This is a genomic window from Bradyrhizobium sp. RP6 (assembly GCF_003837805.1).
Lineage (GTDB): Bacteria > Pseudomonadota > Alphaproteobacteria > Rhizobiales > Xanthobacteraceae > Bradyrhizobium.
Window position 1 is genome coordinate 35383 of record NZ_RQIT01000030.1, and the last position, 20957, is coordinate 56339.

19 protein-coding genes are annotated in these 20957 nt (G+C 65.6%); 7 read left to right on the forward strand and 12 right to left on the reverse strand.

The features are described from left to right. Window positions 1–17 precede the first annotated feature (17 nt). Window positions 18–983, reverse strand: a complete 966-nt coding sequence (locus EHH60_RS33430; protein WP_124163546.1) for a tyrosine recombinase XerC — start codon at window positions 981–983, stop codon at window positions 18–20. 111 nt (window positions 984–1094) lie between these two features. Between EHH60_RS33430 and EHH60_RS33435 the strand changes: the two genes are divergently transcribed. Continuing rightward, window positions 1095–3305: a primosomal protein N' gene (locus EHH60_RS33435; RefSeq protein ID WP_124163547.1), complete on the forward strand. Its 2211-nt coding sequence runs from the start codon at window positions 1095–1097 to the stop codon at window positions 3303–3305. A gap of 220 nt (window positions 3306–3525) precedes the next feature. Here EHH60_RS33435 and EHH60_RS33440 read toward each other — a convergent pair whose 3' ends face one another. Then, window positions 3526–4029 carry a septal ring lytic transglycosylase RlpA family protein gene (locus tag EHH60_RS33440; protein WP_124163548.1) on the reverse strand — a complete coding sequence of 168 codons (504 nt, stop codon included), beginning with the start codon at window positions 4027–4029 and terminating at the stop codon, window positions 3526–3528. Window positions 4030–4691: 662 nt separating this feature from the next. Here EHH60_RS33440 and EHH60_RS33445 point away from each other — a divergent pair. From EHH60_RS33445 to EHH60_RS33465, 5 genes are all read left to right on the forward strand, one after another. Further along, on the forward strand, window positions 4692–5252 hold the full coding sequence (locus tag EHH60_RS33445; RefSeq protein ID WP_124163549.1) for a F0F1 ATP synthase subunit delta: 561 nt from the start codon (window positions 4692–4694) through the stop codon (window positions 5250–5252). Further along, the gene (gene atpA / locus EHH60_RS33450) at window positions 5252–6781 is read left to right on the forward strand and encodes a F0F1 ATP synthase subunit alpha (RefSeq protein WP_124163550.1); all 1530 of its coding nucleotides are present in this window, start codon (window positions 5252–5254) and stop codon (window positions 6779–6781) included. Before EHH60_RS33445 ends, atpA begins: the two co-directional genes overlap by 1 nt. A gap of 148 nt (window positions 6782–6929) precedes the next feature. Beyond that, window positions 6930–7802, forward strand: coding sequence for a F0F1 ATP synthase subunit gamma (locus EHH60_RS33455; protein ID WP_124163551.1), 873 nt, complete (start codon window positions 6930–6932; stop codon window positions 7800–7802). 78 nt (window positions 7803–7880) lie between these two features. Next, a complete protein-coding gene (atpD, locus tag EHH60_RS33460; RefSeq protein WP_124163552.1) occupies window positions 7881–9314 on the forward strand; it encodes a F0F1 ATP synthase subunit beta in 1434 nt (477 codons plus the stop codon). A gap of 115 nt (window positions 9315–9429) precedes the next feature. Further along, entirely contained in the window at window positions 9430–9837 is a 408-nt protein-coding gene (locus EHH60_RS33465) for a F0F1 ATP synthase subunit epsilon (RefSeq protein ID WP_124163553.1), read from the forward strand. 172 nt (window positions 9838–10009) lie between these two features. Here EHH60_RS33465 and EHH60_RS33470 read toward each other — a convergent pair whose 3' ends face one another. The 10 genes from EHH60_RS33470 to proB form a co-directional block, all read right to left on the reverse strand. Then, window positions 10010–10510 (reverse strand): RNA pyrophosphohydrolase, encoded by a 501-nt coding sequence (locus EHH60_RS33470; RefSeq protein ID WP_124163554.1) that lies wholly within the window; start codon window positions 10508–10510, stop codon window positions 10010–10012. A gap of 124 nt (window positions 10511–10634) precedes the next feature. Continuing rightward, window positions 10635–11141 carry an RNA pyrophosphohydrolase gene (locus tag EHH60_RS33475; protein ID WP_124163555.1) on the reverse strand — a complete coding sequence of 169 codons (507 nt, stop codon included), beginning with the start codon at window positions 11139–11141 and terminating at the stop codon, window positions 10635–10637. Between the two features lie 76 nt (window positions 11142–11217). After that, window positions 11218–12438, reverse strand: coding sequence for a divergent polysaccharide deacetylase family protein (locus EHH60_RS33480; RefSeq protein ID WP_124163556.1), 1221 nt, complete (start codon window positions 12436–12438; stop codon window positions 11218–11220). A gap of 145 nt (window positions 12439–12583) precedes the next feature. Next, window positions 12584–13945 (reverse strand): S41 family peptidase, encoded by a 1362-nt coding sequence (locus tag EHH60_RS33485; protein ID WP_124163557.1) that lies wholly within the window; start codon window positions 13943–13945, stop codon window positions 12584–12586. Continuing rightward, complete coding sequence (locus EHH60_RS33490) at window positions 13942–15279, reverse strand: murein hydrolase activator EnvC family protein (RefSeq protein WP_124163558.1); 1338 nt, start codon at window positions 15277–15279, stop codon at window positions 13942–13944. Before EHH60_RS33490 ends, EHH60_RS33485 begins: the two co-directional genes overlap by 4 nt. Before the next feature lie 34 nt (window positions 15280–15313). Next, window positions 15314–15796 (reverse strand): 23S rRNA (pseudouridine(1915)-N(3))-methyltransferase RlmH, encoded by a 483-nt coding sequence (gene rlmH / locus EHH60_RS33495; RefSeq protein WP_124163559.1) that lies wholly within the window; start codon window positions 15794–15796, stop codon window positions 15314–15316. A 111-nt stretch (window positions 15797–15907) separates the two neighbouring features. After that, window positions 15908–16264 carry a ribosome silencing factor gene (rsfS, locus tag EHH60_RS33500; RefSeq protein WP_024338888.1) on the reverse strand — a complete coding sequence of 119 codons (357 nt, stop codon included), beginning with the start codon at window positions 16262–16264 and terminating at the stop codon, window positions 15908–15910. 226 nt (window positions 16265–16490) lie between these two features. After that, window positions 16491–17135 carry a nicotinate-nucleotide adenylyltransferase gene (locus EHH60_RS33505; RefSeq protein WP_199752353.1) on the reverse strand — a complete coding sequence of 215 codons (645 nt, stop codon included), beginning with the start codon at window positions 17133–17135 and terminating at the stop codon, window positions 16491–16493. Window positions 17136–17158: 23 nt separating this feature from the next. Continuing rightward, complete coding sequence (locus EHH60_RS33510) at window positions 17159–18466, reverse strand: glutamate-5-semialdehyde dehydrogenase (RefSeq protein ID WP_124163560.1); 1308 nt, start codon at window positions 18464–18466, stop codon at window positions 17159–17161. A 199-nt stretch (window positions 18467–18665) separates the two neighbouring features. Then, a complete protein-coding gene (gene proB / locus EHH60_RS33515; RefSeq protein ID WP_124163561.1) occupies window positions 18666–19787 on the reverse strand; it encodes a glutamate 5-kinase in 1122 nt (373 codons plus the stop codon). Window positions 19788–19991: 204 nt separating this feature from the next. On the opposite strand from proB, the gene EHH60_RS33520 reads away from it, so the two are divergent. After that, window positions 19992–20957 (forward strand): Bug family tripartite tricarboxylate transporter substrate binding protein, encoded by a 966-nt coding sequence (locus tag EHH60_RS33520; RefSeq protein WP_124163562.1) that lies wholly within the window; start codon window positions 19992–19994, stop codon window positions 20955–20957.

The window sequence follows — 20957 nt, forward strand, 5'->3', positions numbered from 1 at the left end:
TCTCGCCAACTGAAGCGTCAGCGCCGCGGATGGGCGCTGGCATACACTTCGAGCAACCGCTCGGAATCGATGCCGGTATAGGCCTGCGTCGTCGACAGCGAGGAATGGCCGAGCAATTCCTGGATCGCGCGCAGGTCGCCGCCGCGCGAGAGCAGGTGCGTGGCGAAGGAATGCCGGAGCGCGTGCGGCGTGGCGCTGTCGGGAAGGCCAAGCGCGCCGCGCAGCCGCTCCATCGCGAGCTGGATGATGCGCGGGCTCAAGGGCCCGCCGCGCGCGCCGACGAAGATCGGCCCCTCCGCGGGCAGCGGATAGGGGCACATTGCGACGTACTCTTGAATCAGCGCGAGCACGTTCTGCAGCACCGGCACCATGCGGGTCTTGTTGCCTTTGCCTGTCACAACCAGCACGTCGCCTTCGCCGGGACGCGGCACCTCGCGGCGCTTCAGGCCGAGCGCCTCGGAGATGCGCAGGCCCGAGCCGTACAGCAGCGCCATCACCGCGGCATCACGCGCCAGGATCCAGGTCTCGCGCTCCTCGCCGGCGCGCTCGTCGGCATCGGCGAGACGTTTGGCCGAGGCCATCGGCAGCGGCTTCGGCAGGCTCTTTGCAACTTTGGGCGCGCGGATCGCTGAGAGCGCGCCGACCTTGCCCTTGCCTTCGCGTTCGAGGAAGCGCCCGAACGAGCGCAGCCCCGCCAGCGCGCGCATCAGGGAGCGGCCGGCAATGTCGTCGGCCCTGCGCATCGCCATGAACGCGCGGACGTCTGTGGCCTCCAGCGCCGCGAAGCGCGCCAGCGTGACACGCTCGCCCCAATGATTGCTGAGGAAATCCAGGCACTGCCGCAAGTCGCGGCCATAGGCCTCCAGCGTCTTCGGCGACAGCCGCCGTTCGGCGCCGAGATGCGACAGCCAGCGTGCCATCTCCTGCGCGATCGAGGGATCGGCGCTGGCGAGCTCGATTCTTGGGGCGGCCGCTTTGCTCATGCGCTCTGGACGTGGTGATTCCACTCAGTATATCGCATCACACTCGTTTATCGTTCGCTAAGGCCGCCCCGTGGCGCTAGCCTCGAGCACCCCGGTTCCGATTCTCCCCTCATGGATCATTCTTCGCGCAGCCCGACCGCCCCCGCCAACGCGACCCGCATGGTCGACGTGCTGGTGCCGGTCGCGCTCGACCAGACCTATTCCTACAAGGTGCCGCGCGGAATGGAGCTGAAGGCGGGCGATCTCGTCGGCGTGCCGCTCGGCCCGCGCGAGGTGCTCGCCGTGGTGTGGGGCGAGAATGCCAATCCCGATCCGCGCCTGCATAACCGTCTCAAGGAAGTCAGCGAGAAGCTCGACATCCCGCCGCTGAAGCCCGAGCTGCGCCAGGTGGTCGACTGGGTCGCCAATTACACGCTGAGCCCGCGCGGCATGGTGCTGCGCATGTGCCTGCGGATGGGCGAGAATCTCGGCCCGGAGCGGGTGCGCGCCGGCGTGCGCCTGGTCGGCGATCCGCCGAAGCGCCTGACGCCGGCGCGGCAGCGTGTGATCGCGGTGCTGTCCGACCGGCTGCTGCACGGCAAGTCCGAGGCGGCCAAGGAAGCCGGCGTCTCCGCAGGCGTGATCGACGGCCTCGTCGACGAAGGCACGCTCACGGTCGAGCCGATGCCGCCGCCCCCGCCGCCGCCCGCGCCCGATCCGGATTTCGGCCGGCCGGATTTCACGCCGCGCCAGCGCGCCGCCGTGGACACCATGCGCGCGCTCGCGGCCAACGGCAATTTCCATGTCGCGCTGCTCGACGGTGTCACCGGCTCGGGCAAGACCGAGGTCTATTTCGAAGCCGTGGCCGAGGCGATCCGTCGCGGAAAGCAGTCGCTGATCCTGATGCCGGAGATCGCGCTGACCGGCCAGTTCCTCGACCGCTTCGCGCAGCGTTTCGGCGTGCGGCCGATCGAATGGCATTCCGAACTCACCCCGCGCACCCGCGCGCGCAATTGGGCCGCGATCTCAGAAGGTTCAGCGCCGGTCGTGGTCGGCGCGCGCTCGGCGCTGTTTCTTCCTTATGCCAATCTCGGCCTCATCGTCGTCGATGAAGAGCACGACCAGGCCTACAAGCAGGACGAGGGCGTGCATTACCACGCCCGCGACATGGCGGTGGTGCGCGCGCATATCGCCAAGATTCCGGTCGTGCTGGCCTCCGCGACGCCGTCGGTCGAATCCGAAGTCAATGCGCGCAAGAACCGCTATCAGCGCATCGCGCTGCCCTCGCGCTTCGGCGGCCAGCACATGCCGCATATCGAGGCGATCGACCTGCGCCGCGAGCCGCCCGCGCGCGGCCGCTTCATCTCGCCGCGGCTTGCCGGCGAGATGAGAATCGCGATCGAGCGGCGCGAGCAGGCGCTGCTGTTCCTCAACCGCCGCGGCTACGCGCCGCTGACCTTGTGCCGCGCCTGCGGCCATCGCTTCGCCTGCACCATCTGCGATGCGTGGCTGGTCGATCACCGCTTTCGCCAGCGCCTCGTCTGTCACCATTGCGGTTTCTCGATGCCGCGGCCGCATGTCTGCCCGAACTGTTCGGCCGAGGAATCGCTGGTCGCGGTAGGGCCCGGCGTCGAGCGCCTGCAGGAGGAAGCGGCCGCGCTGTTCCCGGAGGCGCGCACCATGGTGCTGTCCAGCGATCTCATCACCTCGATCGAGACGATGCGCACAGAACTCGCCGAGATTGCGGAGGGCCGCGTCGACATCATCATCGGCACCCAGCTCGTGGCTAAAGGTCACAATTTTCCGCGGCTCAACCTGGTCGGCGTGGTGGATGCGGACCTTGGCCTCTCGAATGGCGATCCGCGCGCCGCGGAACGAACCTGGCAATTGCTCAACCAGGTGATCGGCCGCGCCGGGCGCGAGCAGGGCCGCGGCGTCGGCTACCTCCAGACCCACCAGCCCGATCATCCCGTGATGAAGGCGCTGATCGCCTGCGACCGCGAAGCCTTCTACGACAGCGAGATCGAGCTGCGCGAGAAGACGCTCTATCCGCCGTTCGGCCGGCTCGCGAGCCTGATCATCTCGGCCGGCGACCGCCCGAGCGCGGAAGGTTTCGGCCGCAAGCTCGTTGCGCTCGCGCCGCGCGACGAGCGCGTGGTGGTGCTCGGCCCGGCGGAAGCGCCGCTCGCCGTCATCAAGGGCCGCTACCGCTTCCGCATCCTGGTGAAATCGGCGCGGGGCTTCGATCTGTCGGACTACTTGCGCAATTGGCTCGCCGTCTGCCCGAAACCGTCAGGCAATCTCAAGCTCGAAGTGGACGTCGATCCGCAGAGCTTTTTGTAAGATTTGCGCCGTCATTCCGGGGCGATGCGCAGCATCGAACCCGGAATCCATCGGGCGGCGGCGTTGGTGGATGAATGGATTCCGGGTTCGCGCTGCGCGCGCCCCGGAATGACGATGGCCGACAAAAAAGCCCGCGGTCCCCCAAGACCGCGGGCTTGTCTCACGCGCGCTGCAAACTGATGAAAACTGCGCGTGCGAGGAGAGGCGCTGAAGCGCCCCTTTAGGAAACGACTTCCGCGGTGACGCGGCCGACGCCGGCGCCGGTGAGGCCGATGGCGCGGGCAGCGCCAGTGGAGAGGTCGAGGACACGGCCGCGAATGAACGGACCGCGGTCGTTGATGGTGACGACCACGCTCTGGCCGCGGTGGGTGACGCGCAGCTTGGTGCCGAACGGCAGCGAACGGTGCGCCGCGGTCATGGCGTTCTGGTTGAAGCGCTGGCCCGACGCGGTCCGGCTGCCGGACTCGTTGCCGTAAAAGGAAGCCATACCGGAGAAGCTGTGGCCCGTGCCGGAAGTCGGCGTCATCGACGCATTGGCGTTGCGCCAATCGGACGTCGCGTTGGTATCGGTCTGGGCGTGGTGGCGGTGATGATGATGGTGCCGGTGATGCCGGGATTTGGCGGAAGCTTCGGTGGCAGTTCCACCGATAAGGATTGTTGCGGCGACGAAAGCGATCGCCGTACGCGGCCGGGTCAGAGAGCCCAGCGTCTTCAAAGACAGCATTTAGTGGTCCCTAAGCTAGTATTGCCACATATGTGGCTAGTGGAGCCCCCATCAGTTTGTGAGCGGTTTGGCGTTTCGTTTCTCAATGAGGCGTGAATTAGGCAGTAAATCCGGTATGTGTCATCTCGAAACATCTTGTTACCGTCGCACGATATTCGACAGAAGTTCCGTAATCTTCGGCTTTAACGATTTGTTAACCTCATGTTTACTTACTAATACTGTAAAGCGAAGTCATCGCCTCGGTTGTTTAGAATTGGGTAAGTATTCGGCGAGTGGAACTCGCGAGCCCGAAATCACGACTCAGCGATCTGTGTTCATGGCGGCTATGCGCTTTTGACGGGAACCAATGGCGGGGCAGACGAGGGCAAGGCCTCGCGGCAATTTCCGTGGTGCGGGAGCTCCTCGGTCCGAACGCATCACCGAGCCCTCGAGGCGTCGCCCGCTGCGACGAACTGGCGACAGAACCTCGTGCCTTTAATTTGGCGTCATGTTGCACCTGCGCGCCTGCTATGTTAGCAAAGCCGCGATTTTAACGAGCCCGGCACCTCCCGTGCTGGTCGAAAATCGAAGTCCCGCTTGAATTCCAAGGGCTTGGATCGCTAGGCGCCGCTTCGTGGCGACGGTTTTTCCCTTGCGAGTTTGACAGCAAAAAGAGCGCGTCTGTGGCTGCAGAAGATACGTCCGTTTCAGGTGTGTCCGGCCGTTATGCAACGGCCTTGTTTGAACTGGCCCGCGACCAGAAAGTGGTCGACGAGGTCAAAGCCGATCTCGACAAATTCGAGGCCTTGCTGAACGAGAGCGCCGATCTCAAGCGCCTCGTCCGCAGTCCGGTGTTCGCGGCCGACGCCCAGTCCCGGGCCCTTTCGGCCGTGCTGGCCCAGGCCGGCATCGCCGGCATCTCCGCCAATTTCCTCAAAGTGCTGACCGCCAACCGCCGCCTGTTCGCGGTGGCCGACGTCATCCGCGCCTATCGCGCCCTCGTGGCCAAGTTCAAGGGCGAGGCCACGGCCGATGTCACCGTGGCGGAAGCGCTCTCGGACAAGAATCTCGATGCCCTCAAGGTTGCCCTGAAGTCGGTGACCGGCAAGGACGTCGCGCTGAACGTGAAAGTCGATCCCTCGATCATCGGTGGCCTCGTCGTCAAGCTGGGCAGCCGCATGGTGGATGGTTCGCTTCGCACCAAACTCAATTCGATCAAGCACGCGATGAAAGAGGCAGGCTGATGGACATCCGCGCCGCGGAAATTTCCGCGATCCTCAAGGACCAGATCAAGAATTTCGGCCAGGAAGCTGAAGTCTCCGAAGTCGGACAGGTGCTGTCCGTCGGCGACGGTATCGCCCGCGTCTACGGTCTGGACAACGTCCAGGCCGGTGAAATGGTCGAGTTCGAGAACGGCACCCGCGGCATGGCGCTGAACCTCGAGACCGACAACGTCGGTGTCGTTATTTTCGGTGCCGACCGCGAGATCAAGGAAGGCCAGACCGTCAAGCGCACCCGCGCCATCGTGGACGCGCCGGTCGGCAAGGGCCTGCTCGGTCGCGTCGTCGACGCGCTCGGCAACCCTATCGACGGCAAGGGTCCGATCCAGGCCGAGAAGCGCATGCGCGTCGACGTCAAGGCGCCCGGCATCATTCCGCGCAAGTCGGTGAGCGAGCCGATGGCGACCGGCCTCAAGGCGATCGACGCTCTGATCCCGATCGGCCGCGGCCAGCGCGAGCTGATCATCGGCGACCGCCAGACCGGCAAGACCGCGATCGCGCTCGACACGATCCTGAATCAGAAGCCGCTCAACGCACAGCCCGACGAGAACATCAAGCTGTACTGCGTCTACGTCGCGGTCGGCCAGAAGCGTTCGACCGTTGCCCAGTTCGTGAAGGTGCTGGAGGAGCAGGGCGCGCTCGAATATTCGATCGTCGTCGCCGCCACCGCGTCGGATCCGGCGCCGATGCAGTACATCGCGCCGTTCACCGGCTGCACCATGGGTGAGTACTTCCGCGACAACGGCATGCACGCGGTCATCATCTACGACGACTTGTCCAAGCAGGCCGTCGCCTACCGCCAGATGTCGCTGCTGCTGCGCCGCCCGCCGGGCCGCGAAGCTTATCCGGGCGACGTGTTCTATCTGCACTCCCGCCTGCTCGAGCGCGCGGCGAAGCTGAACAAGGACCAGGGCTCGGGCTCGCTGACGGCGCTGCCGGTCATCGAAACCCAGGCCAACGACGTGTCGGCCTACATCCCGACCAACGTCATCTCGATCACCGACGGCCAGATCTTCCTGGAAACCGACCTGTTCTTCCAGGGCATCCGCCCTGCCGTGAACGTCGGTCTGTCGGTGTCGCGCGTCGGCTCGTCGGCGCAGACCAAGGCCACCAAGAAGGTCGCCGGCAAGATCAAGGGCGAGCTCGCGCAGTACCGCGAAATGGCGGCGTTCGCGCAATTCGGCTCCGACCTCGACGCCTCGACCCAGCGCCTGCTCAACCGCGGCTCGCGCCTGACCGAGCTGTTGAAGCAGCCGCAGTTCGCGCCGCTGAAGATGGAAGAGCAGGTCTGCGTGATCTGGGCCGGCACCAACGGCTATCTCGATCCGCTCCCGCTCAACAAGGTGCGCGCGTTCGAGGACGGCCTGCTCTCGCTGCTGCGCGGCAAGAACGTCGAGATCCTCAACGCGATCCGCGACTCCCGCGACCTCTCCGACGACGTGGCTGCCAAGCTGAAGTCGGTGGTCGAAGGTTTTGCGAAGAGCTTCGCGTAATTGAAGAACCGTCGTGGCCGGGCCTCCGCCCGGCCTTCCACGTGCTTTGCGTGGAGACGAAGACGTGGATGCCCGGGACGAGCCCGGGCATGACGACAGAGATAGGCTAGCGGCTTGATCCGGGGGATCGAACCGTCGGGGACGAAGAATGGCGTCACTTAAAGACATGCGCGTCCGCATCGCCTCCACCAAGGCGACGCAAAAGATCACCAAGGCCATGCAGATGGTCGCGGCCTCCAAGCTGCGCCGGGCGCAGACTGCCGCGGAAGCGGCGCGTCCCTATGCCGACAAGATGAGCGCGGTGATCTCCAACATTGCCGGCGCCGCGGCGGGTTCGCCCGGCGCGCCGGTGCTGCTGGCCGGCACCGGCAGGGACCAGGTCCACCTGCTGCTGGTCTGCACCGGCGAGCGTGGCCTGTCCGGCGCCTTCAACTCCTCGATCGTGCGTCTCGCCCGCGAGCGCGCCCTGGCGCTGATGGCGCAGGGCAAGGACGTGAAGTTCTTCTGCGTCGGCCGCAAGGGCTACGAGCAACTCCGCCGCCAGTTCGACAAGCAGATCGTCGAGCACATGGACCTGCGCAGCGTCCGCCAGCTCGGCTTCGTCAATGCCGAGGAGATCGCCAGGAAGGTCCTGGCGCGCTTCGACAACGGCGAGTTCGACGTCTGCACGCTGTTCTATTCGCGCTTCAAGTCGGTGATCGCGCAGATCCCGACCGCCCAGCAGATCATTCCGCTGGTGGTCGAGGAAGGCGGTGCCGCCAACACGACGTCCTACGAATACGAGCCGGAAGAGGACGAGATTCTCACCCGTCTTTTGCCGCGCAACCTCGCGGTCCAGATCTTCCGCGCGCTGCTCGAGAACAACGCCTCGTTCTACGGCGCGCAGATGAGCGCGATGGACAACGCGACGCGCAACGCCGGCGAAATGATCCGCAAGCAGACGCTGGTCTATAACCGCACGCGTCAGGCGCAGATCACCAAGGAACTGATCGAAATCATCTCGGGCGCCGAGGCCGTCTAAAGACGCCCCGGCACCCACTATACGCAACATCCCGGTCACTGACCGTGGTCTAGAAGTTCGGATCGAAGGAGACATTCAATGGCAGCCCAGGTCGGTCGCGTCACCCAGGTCATCGGCGCCGTCGTCGACGTGCAGTTCGAAGGCCACCTCCCGGCCATTCTCAATTCGCTCGAGACCAAGAACGGCGGCAACCGCCTGGTGCTCGAAGTCGCCCAGCATCTCGGCGAATCCACCGTGCGCACGATCGCGATGGACACCACCGAAGGTCTGGTCCGCGGCCAGGAAGTGACCGACACCGGCGCGCCGATCCGCGTTCCCGTCGGCGAAGGCACGCTCGGCCGCATCATCAACGTCATCGGCGAACCGATCGACGAGGCCGGTCCCGTCAAGTCGGAAGGCCTGCGCCCCATCCACCAGGAGGCGCCGACCTACACCGACCAGTCGACCGAAGCTGAAATCCTCGTCACCGGCATCAAGGTCGTCGACCTGCTCGCTCCGTACGCCAAGGGCGGCAAGATCGGCCTGTTCGGCGGCGCCGGCGTCGGCAAGACCGTGCTGATTCAGGAGCTGATCAACAACGTCGCCAAGGCGCACGGCGGTTACTCGGTGTTCGCCGGCGTCGGCGAGCGCACCCGCGAGGGCAACGACCTCTATCACGAGTTCATCGAGTCCAAGGTCAACGCCGATCCGAAGAACCCGGATCCGAGCGTGAAGTCGAAATGCGCGCTGGTGTTCGGCCAGATGAACGAGCCCCCGGGCGCCCGCGCTCGCGTCGCGCTCACCGGTCTGACCATCGCGGAAGACTTCCGCGACAAGGGCCAGGACGTGCTGTTCTTCGTCGACAACATCTTCCGCTTCACCCAGGCCGGCTCGGAAGTGTCGGCGCTTCTCGGCCGCATTCCTTCGGCGGTGGGCTATCAGCCGACGCTCGCCACCGACATGGGCGCGCTGCAGGAGCGCATCACCACCACGCAGAAGGGCTCGATCACCTCGGTGCAGGCCATCTACGTCCCGGCCGACGACTTGACCGACCCGGCGCCGGCGACCTCGTTCGCGCATCTTGACGCGACCACGACGCTGTCGCGCTCGATCGCCGAAAAGGGCATCTATCCGGCGGTGGACCCGCTCGACTCGACCTCGCGCATGCTCTCCCCGCTGGTCGTCGGCGAGGAGCACTACGCGGTCGCCCGTCAGGTCCAGCAGGTGCTGCAGCGCTACAAGGCGCTTCAGGACATCATCGCCATTCTCGGCATGGACGAGCTTTCGGAAGAGGACAAGCTGACCGTGGCCCGCGCCCGCAAGGTCGAGCGCTTCATGTCGCAGCCGTTCCACGTCGCCGAAATCTTCACGGGCTCGCCGGGCAAGTTCGTCGACCTCGCCGACACCATCAAGGGCTTCAAGGGCCTGGTCGAAGGCAAGTACGATCACCTGCCCGAAGCCGCCTTCTACATGGTCGGCACCATCGAAGAAGCGGTCGAGAAGGGCAAGAAGCTGGCGGCGGAAGCGGCCTAAGCTTTGTCATCTCGTCATCGCCGGACTTGATTCGGCGATCCATCGAAAGAAGGTCTTGATGGATGGACCCGCGGGTCAAGCCCGCGGGTGACAAGTGAAGAGAACGGAAACAACCATGGCCACCTTTCACTTCGATCTCGTCTCTCCGGAAAAGCTCGCCTTCTCGGGCGAGGTCGATCAGGTCGACATCCCCGGCGTCGAGGGTGATTTCGGCGTGCTGGCCGGACATGCGCCGGTCGTGGCCGCGATCCGGCCCGGCATTCTCACCATCACCACCGCTGGCAAGCACGAGAAGATCATCGTGCTCGGCGGTCTCGCCGAAGTCTCCGACAAGGGCCTGACCGTGCTGGCCGACGTCGCGACGTCGCTGGCCGAGCTCGACCGTGCGCAATTCGCCGAGACCATAGCCGAGATGGAAGAAGGCCTGAAGGAGCATGAAGGCGGCGAGCTCGATCACGCCATCGAGCGGCTCGACCACTTCAAGAGCATCCAGCAGCAGCTCAGCTCCACGGCTATGCACTAAGCCCCGGGGCACCGCTCCGGGGCTCAAGCTCCAGATTCCTGAACAGGTTCAGCGCTCGTCACGAAAGTGGCGGGCGCTGAAACTTTGTTGCGCGATCGATGAAGCTGCCGCGCATTTTATCTCGAAGTGTCAAACACTTCGCTACTGTGCATGGGGTTGTTTTCGCAGTTTCTCAGCTTGCGAAGCCAGCGAACTGCTGCGCCACCGCGCGATAGACGTCCCGGCGAAACGGCACCACGAGGTCGACGACGCGGTCGAGGCGCTCCCAGCGCCAGGCGTCGAACTCCGCGGGCTGGCCGTTGCGCGGCGTCAGCGGATCGATCTCCTCGTCGCGGCCGGTGAAGCGCAGCGCGAACCATTTTTGCCGCTGGCCTCGGAATCTCGCCAGCCGGTGCGTCTCCGGCCCGTCGTAAGGCGGGAACTCGTAGGCCAACCAGTCGGTCTCGCCGAGATAGTCGGCGCTGACGACATTGGTCTCCTCCCAGAGTTCGCGCATCGCCGCATCGCGCAGATCCTCGCCCTCGTCGACGCCGCCCTGCGGCATCTGCCAGTCGAGCCCCGGCAAGATGATCTCTGGGCCGTCGCCCTTGAAGCGGTGGCCGATCAGCACACGGCCATCGGCATTGAACAGCGCGATGCCCACGTTGGGCCGGTAGGGCTTTTCATTGGTCACGCGCGGATCCCTTGTCGTCATTCCGGGACGATGCGAAGCATCGAACCCGGAATCTCGAGGCTCTCAGGTGCGCAATTGCGCACCGGGGGTTCGATACTTCGTATCGCCCCGGAGCGACAGTGGATCATTCCTCCGCCAGCGCGGAAAATTCCTTCACCACGCGCTCATAGACCGGGCGCTTGAATGGAATGATCAGCCCGGTGAGATTCTGCATCGGCTCCCAGCGCCAGCTCACGAATTCGGCCTTGTGGCTGCCACCGCCGGGCTTTTCGACGTTGATCTCGCTGTCCTTGCCGGTGAAGCGCACCGCGTACCATTTCTGACGCTGGCCGCGGTAGCGGCCCTTCCAGGCGCGTCCCGCAACCGTGCGGGGAATGTCGTAAGTGAGCCAGTCCGGGACTTCGCCGAGCCGCTCGACCGAGCGTACGCTGGTCTCCTCGTAGAGCTCGCGCTTCGCGGCTTCCCAGGTGTCCTCGCCGGGGTCGACGCCGCCTTGCGGCATCTGCCAGACATGGGTGTCGTCGACATGCTCGATGCCGCCGGCGCGGCGGCCGATGAACACCAGTCCCTTTGGATTGAGCAGCATCACACCGACGCAGGTCCGGTAGGGCAGATCCTCGTAACGCGCCATTCCGCCAGACCTCTCGCATGCCTCAGGTCCGGCTTGATGCGGCCCCGCGGGAGCCGTGCCGTACCAATTCGTTGATTTAGCTGGATTTTGATTTCAGCATCGCAGTTGTCAATGGCACCAGAAGGATTCCCCGGTCGCCCAATGTCTTGGTCCAGGCGCCGATGCGCTCGATCGAGACGGGCAGGGCGGACGCCGTGCCGACAGCGATGCCGCGTTCGCGCGCGGTCGATTCGAGCTTGTTCAGGGCGCGATCGATCTCGGTCGGGGTCGGCACCACGTCGATCGCAATATCGCCCTTGCCGAACGGCATGGCCTGGTTGGCCGCGGCCTGGGACGCGATGCTGCGCGGCGAGGAGCCGTCGTCGAAGAAGCCGAGACCGCGCCTGGCCGCCTCGCGGATGATCGGCTGCATCGCGGGCTCGGTCGCGATGAACCGCGCGCCCATGAAATTAGTGAGGCCGGCATAGCCCTGCATCCGGCTCAGGTGCCAATAGAGACGGTCCATGTTCTGGTCGGCGCTGAGCGAGGTCAGCAGCGTCTGCGGCCCCGGATCGTTGTCGGGGAAATCGTAGGGCTCCATCGGGATCTGGAGGAAGATTTCGTGGCGCTGCGCCCGCGCCCGCTCGGCGAGCTTGCCGGGGTCGGCGCCATAGGGCGTGAAGGCCAGCGTCACGGCCGGCGGCAGCTTCATGATCGCATCGGATGTCTTGGCGGCGCCGACACCGAGGCCGCCGATCACGATCGCCACCACGGGCATCTTGGCGGCCTTGGCGCGGTCGGCGTCCGCCGCATAGACGTTGAACGGCTTCAGCCCGTCAGCGACCACGGGGATCATGCCGTAGCGTGATTTCTCCAGCAGCTTCGGATTGATCCCGGCCATGACGGACGGCGGAGCGGAGGCCGCTTCGTTCTTGTCGGCGGTATCGCCGCCGCCGATCACCACGTCGTGGCGGGCGCCGGTCGAGCCGTCGATCATGGTGATGGTCTTCTGCTCGCCGGGGACGGCCTGCTTCGGCGCCTCCTTGGTGTCGGGCTTGCTGTCCTGCCCATTCCCGGCCGCGGGCTTCTCGTCGGTGGCCTTGTCCGTGGCACTGGGCGCGCGGATCGCAAGCCGGGTCATCGGCTCGCCGCCGAGCGGATCCTTGTTGAAGACGGCGAAGCCGGCAAAGGTGAGGAGGAACAGGCCGAGCAGGACGGCAAGCAGCTGCATGGCCGTGAACGGCAGCCGCAGCCGCCGTTTCCGGCGCGGCTTGTCCTGTCCGAGCGGAGCGCTCAGATCATCGGCCGTTTCAGTCATGCAAGGTCCCGAATCACTCCAGCCGACGATACCACGCCGTGGTCGAGCGGCGGCAGGCCGGGATAGGCCGGAGAGGTCGGGAGCTCCACGCAAAAAGGGCGGCTCCAGGAGCCGCCCTTTTCATCAGATCGCAGAATGCGAGGACTTAGTTCGCCGCCTTGGGCTTGTCGGCCGTGGCCTTGCTGTCGCCGCCCGGCGTCGGCGCAGCCGAGGCGCTGTTCTTGATGCCGTGGAGCAGGTCGCCGGCGAGCTTGAGCGCCTTGTCGTCCTTGGCGTCCGGCGGGACGTAGGATTGCGAGCCGGTCTTCTCGTCGCCGTCGTTCTTGAGATGGCCGCGCAGCGAAGCCTCGCCCTTGGTGTCGGTGCGCGACTTCAATTCGTCCGGCACGTCCTGCAGCACCTCGATGTCGGGCACGATGCCCTTGGCCTGGATCGACTTGCCGGACGGCGTGTAGTAGCGGGCCGTGGTCAGCCGCAGCGCGCCGTTGCCGCTTCCGAGCGGGATGATGGTCTGCACCGAGCCCTTGCCGAACGATCGCGTGCCGACAATGGTCGCGCGCTTGTGGTCCTGCAGTGCGCCGGCGACGATTTCCGACGCCGAGGCCGAGCCGCCATTGACCAGCACGATGACCGGCTTGCCCTTGGTCAGGTCGCCTGCATGCGCGGTGCGGCGCTGGGTCTCCTCGGCATTGCGGCCGCGGGTCGAGACGATCTCGCCCTTCTCCAGGAAGGAGTCGGAGACGGTGACCGCTTCCTCGAGCAGGCCGCCCGGATTGTTGCGCAGGTCGATGATGAAGCCCTTGAGCTTGTCGCCGCCGATCTGGTTCGTGAGATTGCCGATCTCGCGCTTCAGGCCTTCGGTGGTCTGCTCGTTGAAGGTGGTGATGCGGATGTAGCCGATATCGTCCTGCTCGACGCGCGCGCGCACCGAGCGGACACGGATGTTGTCGCGCACGAGCGTGACGTCGATCGGATTGTCCTGGCCCTTGCGGATGATCTTGAGCTTGATCTTGGTGTTGACCGGGCCGCGCATCTTCTCGACCGCCTGGTTCAGCGTCAGGCCCTGCACCGCCTCGTCGTCGAGGTTGGTGATGATGTCGTTGGCCATGACGCCGGCGCGCGAGGCGGGCGTGTCGTCGATCGGCGAGACCACCTTGATCAGGCCGTCTTCCATCGTGACCTCGATGCCGAGACCGCCGAACTCACCGCGGGTCTGCACCTGCATGTCGCGGAAGCTTTTGGCGTCCATGTAGCTCGAATGCGGATCGAGGCCGGTGAGCATGCCGCTGATGGCGGATTCGATCAGCTTGGTGTCGTCGGGCTTCTCGACATAGTCGGAGCGCACGCGCTCGAAGACGTCGCCGAACAGATTGAGCTGGCGATAGGTGTCCGCGGTGGCGGCTCGCGCGCTGGAGCCCATGAACACCGCGCGCGGCTGGGTCACGAACAGCGTCAGCGCTGCACCGGTGGCGGCGCTTAGGAGGATTACTGAAGTCTTGCGCATCATCCGCGAACCTTCTCGCCTTCATTTGCGGCCCACCATGGGCCTGGATCGATTGGAGTGCCGTCTTTACGGAACTCGACATACAGCACAGGTTGACTCGCGTTCGTGGCGAGAATGGAGGCGACTTGAGAAGTCGACCCCATGGTCGCGACCGGCTCCCCCGTGAGCACAAACTGGCCAATGTTGACCGAAATGCGCTCCATCCCGGCGATCAGGACATGATACCCGCCACCGGCATTGAGGATCAAGAGTTGTCCATAGCTGCGGAAGGGGCCGGCATAGACCACCCAGCCGTCACACGGCGTCGTGACCTGTGAGCCGGGCCTGGTGGCCAGCGAAATTCCCTTCTGGACCCCGCCGACCCCGTCGGAACCGCCAAAGTCCCTGATCTTGTTACCGTTAACAGGGAGAGGCAAAAGGCCCTTGGCCGAGGCGAAGGCGATCGCCGGGGTGGTGCGGGACTTGTCCTTGAAAGCGCCCGGGCCCGACTTGGCGTTGACGTTGGCGCTGGCGGCCGCCTTGGCCTCGGCCTGCCTTGCAGCCTCGGCCGCCTTCTCGGCCGCCTTGGCCGCGCTTTGCAGGTCCTGCTCCATCTTGGCGATCAGCCCCTGGAGATCGCCGACCTGCCGTGAAAGCGCGATGGCGCGCGAATTCTCGGCGTCCAAATCCTTCTCGCGTGCCGCCTGCTGGCGCTGCCGCTCGTCGACCAGGGCGGTGAGCCGGGTCTGGTCGCTCCTGACCTTGTCGCGGTCGGAGGCGAGCTGGTCGCGCTCGGCGGCGATCGTCTTGCGCAAGGCCACGAGCTCGCCGAGCTCGCTCGCGATCTTCTCGGCGCGGCCGCGCAATTCCGGCACGACGGCGCCGAGCAGCATCGCCGTGCGCAGTGATTGCAGCGCATCCTCGGGCCGCACCAGCAGCGCCGGCGGCGTGCGCCGGCCGGCACGCTGCAAGGCCGCCAGGACCTCGACGATGTCGGCACGACGCGAATCGAGCGAGCTGCGCATCTGCTGCTCGCGGCCGTTCAGCGCGCGCAGGCGCGCTTCTGCCTCGTCGATCTTGGTCTCCACAGTGCGTACATTGGCGGCGGTCTCGATCAGCTGCTGATTGAGCTGGGTGCGATCCTGGCCGAGCGCGGTGATCTCGGCCTTGAGCTTGGCCTGTGCTTCTTCCGCGCTCTTCTGCCTGGCGCGCGCGGCTTCCAGCTCCTGCTCACGCTGCTTGATCGCGTCGGGCGAGATGGCTGCGGTCTGCGGCGCCGGTGTTGTCGTCTGGGCTTGCGCGAGGCTTGCGCCGGTGACGTTGGCGATCAGAAGTAGGTTGAGAATCGGCGCTCGCATCGCTCCTCAGCAAAAGTGCTCGTTGTGGCGCGCATCATGCGCGGTGATAGGGGTGGCCCGCCAGAATCGTGGCGGCCCGATAAAGCTGTTCCAGAAGCATGACGCGGACCATTTGATGCGGCCAGGTCGCAGAGCCGAACGCGATCGCGAGCTTGGCCTTACGGCGCAATTCGGGCGAAAGTCCGTCCGCCCCTCCGATCACGAAAATAGTATGTCCGATGCCTTCGTCGCGCCAGCGCCCGAGATGCCGTGCGAATACGGTGGACTCGAGATTCTGGCCGCGTTCGTCCAGCGCCACCAGGACGGATCTTTCCGAAATATGCGCCGAGATCGCCGCGGCCTCTTCGGCCATCCGTGTCGCCGTATCGCGCGCGCGGCTCTCGGGAATTTCGTGGATGCTGAGCTCGCGGAATCCAAGCTTACGGCCGGCCTCGTCGAACCGCTCGAAATAGCGATCGGCAAGCTCCCGTTCGGGGCCCTGCTTCAGCCGGCCCACCGCAATGACAGCAACACGCATGATATCTTCGGGGCCTGATATCTTCAGGGGCGCGTTTTCAAGACCGCGCGCAACAAGCGCGCGCACGACGCTAGCATGCGCGTCAGCCGATTCGAAATCGGCTCGATGAGCCTAGATCGCCTTCGCCGCCCCTGGGCCCTGCGTGTACAATCTCTCGAGATTGTAGAACTCGCGGACCTCGGGTCTGAACACGTGCACGATCACATCGCCGGAATCGATCAGCACCCAGTCGCAATTGGGCAAGCCCTCGACATGGATGTTCTTGATGCCGTTTTCCTTGAGGCTCTTGGTGACGTTTTCCGCGATCGCGCCGACGTGCCGGTTCACCCGGCCGGTGGTCACGATCATGTAGTCGGAGTACGCCGATTTGCCGCGAAGGTCGATGGTGACCGTCTCTTCCGCCTTCATGTCCTCGAGGCGGGAGAGGATCAGGCTCAGCGTCTTGTCGGCGTCGGGTTGCGCCTTCAAGGCCGCAGCTTTGGTCGATGTTTTACGCGCAGGCTTGGCAACCTTGGGTAAAACAGACTTTGTCGAAGCTGACTTGGTCGAAGCTGATTTGGACAATACAGATGTGGTCAGGGACCATTCCTTTCACTGTATCGCGAACGCCGAATCCGACGCTCGCTGGCTACACTACATCATGTGGGGTTAAGGGTTTCAATATGCCAGAGAGCCTCCAGCCGCACAGTTCGTCTCACTTCGTACCTTTCCAGCTCCCGTCCGGGTTCCGCAGGCCCGTCGAGGAGAGGTTCAGCTTCAATCCGGTCAGGAAGACCCAGGCCGGCGCCGGCCGATCCGCGAGCAGCGCAGCCTTGTTCTCGGGTAGGCGGTAACGCGCTAGGGCCTTGGCGGCTGGCGAGGCGAGGGCGCGAAAACTCTGCGGCGGGCGATCGATGACGGCGATCGGCACCTGGCCGGCGATGCGCCGCCAGTCCTGCCAACGGTGGAATTGAGCGAGGTTGTCGGCGCCCATGATCCAGACAAAGCGCAGGCCGCGAAGGCGGCGGCGCAACGTGTTGATCGTGTCGATAGTGTAGCGCGTGCGAATGACGGATTCGAGACAGCTCACCTCGATCCTGGGATCGTTGGCGACGTCGCGCGCGGCCTGCATGCGCTCGCCGAGCTCATGCAGCGCGCCGTTCTCCTTCAGCGGGTTACCGGGCGTGACCAGCCACCAGACGCGATCGAGCTGCAATCGCTTCAGCGCGAATTGACTGATCGCGCGATGGGCCTGATGCGGCGGATTGAAGGAGCCGCCGAGCAGGCCGACGCGCATGCCCGGTGTCGAGGGCGGGATCGCTTGCGCCACGAAACGCGGCACGACGAAATTGTTGCTCAATTGCCCGCGCCTCGCGACGTTACCTACGGCCGCGTCTGCCCGGTGCCGTGGACGCGATATTTGAAGCTCGTCAACTGCTCGGCGCCGACGGGACCGCGGGCGTGGAACCGGCCGGTGGCAATTCCGATCTCGGCGCCGAAACCGAACTCGCCGCCATCGGCGAACTGCGTCGAGGCGTTGTGCAGCACGATTGCGGAATCGACCTCGCTCAGGAATTTCTTCGCGGCAGCCTCATCCGCGCTCACGATCGCGTCGGTGTGATGCGACCCGTGGTTCTGGATGTGCGCGATCGCGCCGTCGACACCGTCGACCACCTTCGCCGCGATGATCGCGTCGAGATATTCGGTGTCCCAATCGTCCTCGCCGGCAGGCTTGACCCGTGCATCGGTCTTCTGCACGGCGTCGTCGCCGCGCACCTCGCAGCCGGCATCGAGCAGCATCTCGACCAGCGGCTTCAGGCTCGATGCAACAGCGGCGCGATCGACCAGCAGCGTCTCGGCCGCGCCGCAGACGCCGGTGCGCCGCATCTTGGCATTGAGCACGATCGACTTCGCCATCGCGAGGTCGGCGCTGCCGTCGACATAGACGTGGTTGACGCCTTCGAGATGCGCGAAGACCGGCACGCGCGCCTCCTGCTCGACACGCGCGACGAGGCTCTTGCCCCCGCGCGGCACGATCACGTCGATGGCGCCGTTCAGGCCTGACAGCATCATGCCGACCGCGGCCCGGTCGCGCGTCGGGACCAGCGTGATCGCAGCTTCGGGCAGGCCCGCTTCGCGCAGGCCCTGCACCAGGCACTCATGGATGGCACGGCAGGATCGGAAACTGTCGGAGCCGCCGCGCAGGATCACGGCATTGCCGGACTTCAGGCACAGCACGCCGGCATCGGCCGCGACGTTCGGGCGGCTCTCGAAGATCACGCCGACGACGCCGAGCGGCACGCGCACGCGCTCGATGGTCATGCCGTTCGGCCGCTGCCAGCTCTCGGTGACGATCCCGATGGGATCGGCGATGCCGCGCACGATACCGATACCCTCGGCCATGCCCTCGACCCGCGCCGGCGTCAGCGTCAGGCGGTCGATGAAGGACGAGGTGGCATTGCCGGAGGCCCGCGCCTCGGCGACGTCCTCGGCATTGGCGGCGAGAATCGCAGCGGCATTGCTGCGGATCGCCCGTTCCATGGCCTCCAGTGCGCGGTTCTTCTGCTCCGGCGGCGCCAGCGCCAGCACGCGCGCGGCAGCGCGGGCACGGGTCCCGAGATCGGACATCAGCGCCAAGAGATCGCTAGTCCGATCGGCATTGCCGTCGACGGCTTTGAGGGAGGCGGCCATTGGAGTTTCAACCTTCTGCTAAGGCAGTGTCCTAGCACGGAAATCCCGCTTTTGCGAAGGGCGGGCAGGGTATGGCAGGTCTCCGGGGGTTGCTGGCCCACTCCGACGTCATTCCGGGCGGTGCGCGAGCACCGAACCCGGAATCTCGAGATTCCGGGTCTGGTCCTTTGGACCATCCCGGAATGACGGAGCAAAGCGTCTACCCGCCCACCACCAGATCGTCCCGGTGGATCATCTCCGATCGCCCGCTGATGCCGAGGATCATCATCACATCGGGCGAGGAGCGTCCCTTGATCCGCTCGGCATCCTCGGCGTCGTAGGCGACGAGACCGCGGCCGATCTCGCTGGTGTCGGGCCCGCGCACGATCACGGCGTCGCCGCGGGCGAACTGGCCGTCGACCCGGATCACGCCGGCCGGCAGCAGGCTCGCGCCCGCGCGAAGGGCGGCGACGGCGCCGGCATCGATGGTCAGCGTGCCCTTGGGCTCCAGCGAGCCCGCGATCCACCGCTTTCGCGAGGTGATGGGGTTGGCCGGCGTCAGGAACCAGGTGCAGCGGCCGCCATTGGCGATCGCCTGCAGCGGGTGCTCGATCTTGCCGGAGGCGATCAGCATGTGCGTGCCGCCCGTCGTGGCGATCTTGGCCGCCTCGACCTTGGTGCGCATGCCGCCGCGCGACAGTTCGGACTCGGCATCTCCCGCCACCGCCTCGATCTCCGAGGAGATGCTCTCGACCACCGGAATGAGCTTGGCGTTCGGGTTGTTCTTCGGCGGCGCGTCGTAGAGCCCGTCGATGTCGGACAGCAGCACCAGGAGGTCGGCGCTCGCCATGGTGGCGACCCGCGCGGCGAGGCGGTCATTGTCGCCGTAGCGGATCTCGTTGGTGGCCACCGTGTCGTTCTCGTTGATCACGGGGATCGCGCGCCATTCCAGCAGCTTGCCGATGGTGGAGCGGGCATTGAGATAGCGGCGGCGCTCCTCGGTGTCCTGGAGCGTCACCAGGATCTGGCCGGCGCCGATGCCGTGCGCCCCCAGCACCTCGGACCAGATCCGCGCCAGCGCGATCTGGCCGACCGCGGCGGCAGCCTGGCTTTCCTCCAGCTTCAGTGGGCCGCGCGGCAGCTTGAGGCGGCTGCGGCCGAGTGCGATCGAGCCGGAGGAGACGACGAGGACGTCGCGCCCTTCGTTGTGCAGCTTGGCCATGTCGTCGGCGAGCGCGGCGAGCCAGGACGCCCGCACCTCGCCCTTGTCGGAATCAACCAGCAGCGCGGAGCCGACCTTGACGACGATACGGCGGAATTGACTGAGTTCGGGGCTGGCCATGTGTTTATGTGCTGGCGCGTGTGACGAATTGCTCTGCATCGGAAGCGGCGGAGGGAAAGCGCGGCGCCGGTGAGGCCTGCTTTTGCAGCAGGACGATGGCCGGCGCAAGGCGGGCGAGATGGTAAACGGCCAACGTCGGCCTTGTCCTGGACGCCGTTCCGGTTCTAATGCCGGCAACCAAGAACAGGGCTGGAGAGGAAACGTATGGACCGCCGCAAATTCGTGACCGGATGCCTCGGCCTGCCGCTACTGGCGCAAGCGGGTGGGGCGCAAGCGCAGGCCGGGCTGAGCAAGATCATCTTCCCCTTCGCGGCCGGAGCCGGCGGCGATACGCTGTGCCGCCTGATCGCGCAGGAGATGGCGCCGGTGCTGCAACGGACCATCGTGGTCGAGAACCGTACCGGCGGCGACGGCCTGATCGGCATCAAGGCGGTGAAAGGCGCAAGCTCCGACGGCAGCATGGTGCTGGTGACGACAGGGCCGACCATGTACCTGCTGCCGATGGTGGAGACGACACCGAGCTTCGACACGGCCAAGGACTTCGTGCCGGTGTCGCTGCTGGCGCGGTTCGAATTCGCGGTCGTGATCGGTCCGGGAGTCGACGCCCCGGATTTCAAGAGTTTTGTCGCCTGGCTGAAGGCGCATCCCGACAAGGCGTCGTTTGGCGTGCCGAGCAACGGCACCATCCCTCATTTCACGGGCTCCAAGCTCGAGAAGGATCTCGGCATGTCCCTGACCCGCGTGCCCTATCGCGGCAGCGCGCCGATCCTCAACGACCTCGTCGGCGGCCACATTTCGTTCGGCATCGTGACATTGGCCGATGCGCTGCCGCAGCACCGCGCCAAAGGCGTGAAGATCATCGCGGTCGCGAGTGCCGAACGTTCGCCCTTCGCGCCCGACGTTCCGACGCTAAAGGAGAGCGGCATCGATCTCGTTGCGGACGCCTGGTACGGCATGTGGCTTCCCGCCGGCAGCCCGCCGGAGTTTGCGAGCAGGCTCGGCGCGGCCGCGAGTGCGGCGCTGGCAAAGCCCGACGTGAAAGAGAAGCTCACCGCGATCGGACTCATTCCGGTCGGCTCGACGCCCGAGGGGCTGACCAAGGAGCTCGCAGCCAACATCGCGCTGTGGCGGCCGATCGTGAAAGCGACCGGATACAAGATCGAGAATTGA